Origin of the sequence: Synechococcus sp. OH2 (assembly GCF_047462155.1) — a bacterium.
Lineage (GTDB): Bacteria > Cyanobacteriota > Cyanobacteriia > Thermostichales > Thermostichaceae > Thermostichus.
Map to the genome: position 1 here is coordinate 1 of NZ_JANSIR010000034.1, position 3,510 is coordinate 3,510.

A 3,510-nucleotide genomic window follows, 5' to 3' on the forward strand; every position below is an offset into this window, starting at 1 on the left:
TAGGGTAAGCTACCCAAGTGGTGACAAAAGTTTTCTAGATCTTTGTAGTCAAAGGTTCGATACTTGGATATATTATCGTTGTTAAGATAGAATATCTACTCTAGGAGAGACTTTCGCAGATCTTCGCTGGTTGACCAGGACAGTAGCAGTACTAAGTCAACCAATTCGAAAATATAGACTCCTAAACTACCGATGATCAAACTACTATCAGTTTTTCATCTCCTCTCTGCTCCGGCAAGGAAATAACTTGACAAACAACTGGATTACAGATCACACCATTTTATATAAGACTTTATCCCGCTTTGCGGCCAGATTCATAAGCATAGTTAGTTAGCAAAGCAGAGGTTGACTTTCGATCACAGTTAAGACCTAAAATTGCTAATTCGTATTGTTCCCATCTCCTTGCTATAAGTGCAAACAAGGGCATTTTTCTTGCTAGAGGTACTATTTTGAATCTTCTTGTCAATTCGGGAAAAGACCCCCGATTTTCTCCTAAAATCTAGATCCGGCAAGGCTAGGCTGGTGATGGCTCACTCCAAGGGATTGCGCACAAAGCTTTACATTTTCGGCCAGCCAGGGAACCCCAGAAAATCAGGTAGTCCAGCGGCTCGTAGGGGAGAGACCCTCCGAAGACCTTTATTCATTGTTTGACGGTAGCATCCAAAGAGTACACCCGTAGGCTGTCTTTTTTGAGGTTCAGCAGAGGCAGCCACAACCGTTCTAGCTTGTCTTTCAGCTTGGCAGTGTCCAGCGGGCATTCAAACACCGAGTCCTACCCCTACTGGCAGCACTGCTCCAAGCACTTAGCCAGTCCCTGCCTACGTGTGTTATAGTACGGCGGTGCTGTGACTGGATTACTGCCTACAACTACGAGAGCCATAAGCGGAGGATAAGTTATGGGCGACCTAAAAGCTGAAACTTTAGAGCCTCGCGTTCTCCTCAGTTGGCCAATACCGCCGGATTATATCCCACCTCCCATTTTCTCTAGCCGACAAGTAACTTTGTGCCCAGAAGAAATTGCAAAAGGCCTTGGCTTTAGCTATATTACTACCTCCGAAGACTTAGTTGAGTCCCCCTTAGGAGACTATGATATTTACGAGTTTGCGCAGGAATCAAATCGTATTAAAGATAAAGATTTTGATTTGGTTATTGTCTGGTCATCCGTCTTTAGCTCGAGAGTTTTAGGCACTAAGAAATTCGGCTGTCCAACTGTTTTGTTGGCTGGAGATACCCATCACGGGAGACTACTTGGAAGTAGTATTCAGCTTACGGAGCATTATCTCTCAAATTTTTTAAGCTATTGCAGACAAGAAGATTTTGATTATGTGGTGACCCCTCATAATCGCCATCACTTGCACTGGTTTGCTGCAACAGGTTTCAAGAATGTAGCATGGCTACCTCTCATATCTATGCGTACCATTGCTCATGAATGGATAGAAAATAAAGAGAAAAAGGTTGCTTTCCTAGGTCATCTGAGCCCGATTCATCCAAGACGCTGTTTCCTAGTCGGTGCTCTAAAGCAGCTTGAATTACCCTTGGTTGTCAAACAAGGGTCTAGAGAGGAAGCAGCCCATCTTTTTGCTCACTCTTTAATCTCCTTAAATTGTAGCTTAAATGGCGACATTAACTTTAGGAATTTTGAGATTATTTCTGCAGGAGGTTTTTTGCTCACAGATCGCCTTTCATTTGCTTCTGGTTTTGATGAGTATTTGGTTCCTGGCCTGTATTGTGATGTTTACAGCTCTCTCTCAGAGCTGATAGAGAAGATCAAGTTTTACCTGGAGAACCACGAGCTGGCTATAGAGATGGCTAAGCGAGCCCACGAAAAGTTTTTTTCAGAATGGCATCCTAAGTACAGAGTAGCTAACCTAATGGACTGGGTATTTAAGGGGGAATTGCCAGATTTTTACAAGGGGAGATCTGAGATTCGCTTTTTTATGAGCACTTCTCACAGCGATCTTATAGATACGAGGCTGGCCATCTATGAGCAAGTTCAGGATCTACATCAGTTTCAAGAGCAGCTAAAAGTTCTTGTCAGCCAAAGCTGTCCTCCGGTAATTGTGGCAGATTTGCTAGACTTGCCAAGGTTACAACTTTACGTCGAGTCTGGCTTCGCTATCTCCGATCTGCCAAACGACGAAAGAATCTTAGCTCGTATACAGGTGATGGATAGTGATTGCTGCTTTAAAGAGAAATGGGATGTTTTGATTATCAAGAGAAATGACCAACTGACAAGCTATGGATCTGCCTTCATCTCTAAGTTTGTTTTTATTTTAGGAAATAAAAACGAGATAGTGTTTTCTAATATGATAAAGCCAAGGTCAACTTAGCAGCTAATCCGTCTGGAAGTAATGATGACCGAACAATATGGACAATTTGCGTGCTCAAGTCAAAGTAAATAAACCGTGAAATCTTGATTTGCCAGAGTGCCGCCATAGAATGCGTCCTGGCTAATTTAAAGCAGTTTTATGAGATTTTCTCGACTTTGTGCCGCAACTCATTGTGTTTAAGAGTAGATGGGCATGACTTGAATCATTTTTCTGAACAACTTTACCTCGTAACAACCACATTAAGATGATTAAGATGATTGCAACATTGCAGACGGAATCTTTGGAAAATTCTAGCGATGAAGGTAGTCAAGATAGGACGAAAAGGCAATCTCAAGCCAAATCAAACAGCAATACTTCAGCACCATCTTTGCTAAAAAGATGAATCCCCCCTTCCTGAGCAATAGCTACGCCATCTCCTTCTTGCAAGGGCAGCCCGTTCAGAGTCGCATTGCCCCGAGCTACCTGCAGCCATGCGTAGCGCTTCTCATCCAAGCGTTGGCTGATGGCGTGTCCTGGCTCAATCAACGCCGCATAGAGATTCACGTCCTGATGCACAACCACGGATCCCTGGCGCCCATCCCGAGAGGCAATCAAACAAAACTCATTGGGATGCTCTGCCAAACCCGTCGCTTTTTGTTCATAACTGGGCTCCAAGCCCTCCTGCTCCGGCAAAATCCAGATTTGCAGCAGATGCACCTCCGCCTCCGATGAGGGGTTGTACTCGCTGTGCTGGATCCCTGTGCCTGCCGTCATTCGCTGAATTTCGCCAGGACGAATCCCTGATCTCGTGCCCAGGCTATCCCTGTGCTCGAGGATCCCTTCCAAAACATACGTAGTGATTTCCATGTCTCGATGTCGATGGGTCGAGAAGCCGGCGGAGGGTCTAATCCGGTCATCGTTAATTACTCGCAAGGTGCGAAAGCCCGCGTAGTGAGGGTCATAGTACTCCCCCAAGGAAAAGGAGTGATAGGTATCCAGCCAACTGAGCCGGACGTGCCCCCTCTCTTCCCCCCTTACGCAAAGTCAGCAGTGCATCCTCTCCAAAGCCCAGCCTTTGAGACCATGCTAATAGTCGAAGCCTAAGAATGTCTACACGCAAACAGTTTTAATCGCTCTTTTCTCCACAGGGGAGCCGTCGGGGGGGATTTTGGTGTGGGGTATTGACATGTGGGTTGGGGTG

The 3,510-nt window shown here is 45.4% G+C and carries 2 protein-coding genes; one reads left to right on the top strand and one right to left on the bottom strand.

Annotated elements, in window-relative coordinates; translation table 11 throughout:
- The first annotated feature begins 896 nt into the window (after positions 1-896).
- Entirely contained in the window at positions 897-2,330 is a 1,434-nt protein-coding gene (locus NW835_RS02340) for a glycosyltransferase (protein ID WP_414414424.1), read from the top strand.
- A gap of 330 nt (positions 2,331-2,660) precedes the next feature.
- Here the strand turns inward: NW835_RS02340 and NW835_RS02345 are convergent, their stop codons facing one another.
- The gene (locus tag NW835_RS02345) at positions 2,661-3,308 is read right to left on the bottom strand and encodes a pirin family protein (RefSeq protein WP_414370426.1); all 648 of its coding nucleotides are present in this window, start codon (positions 3,306-3,308) and stop codon (positions 2,661-2,663) included.
- Positions 3,309-3,510: the final 202 nt, after the last annotated feature.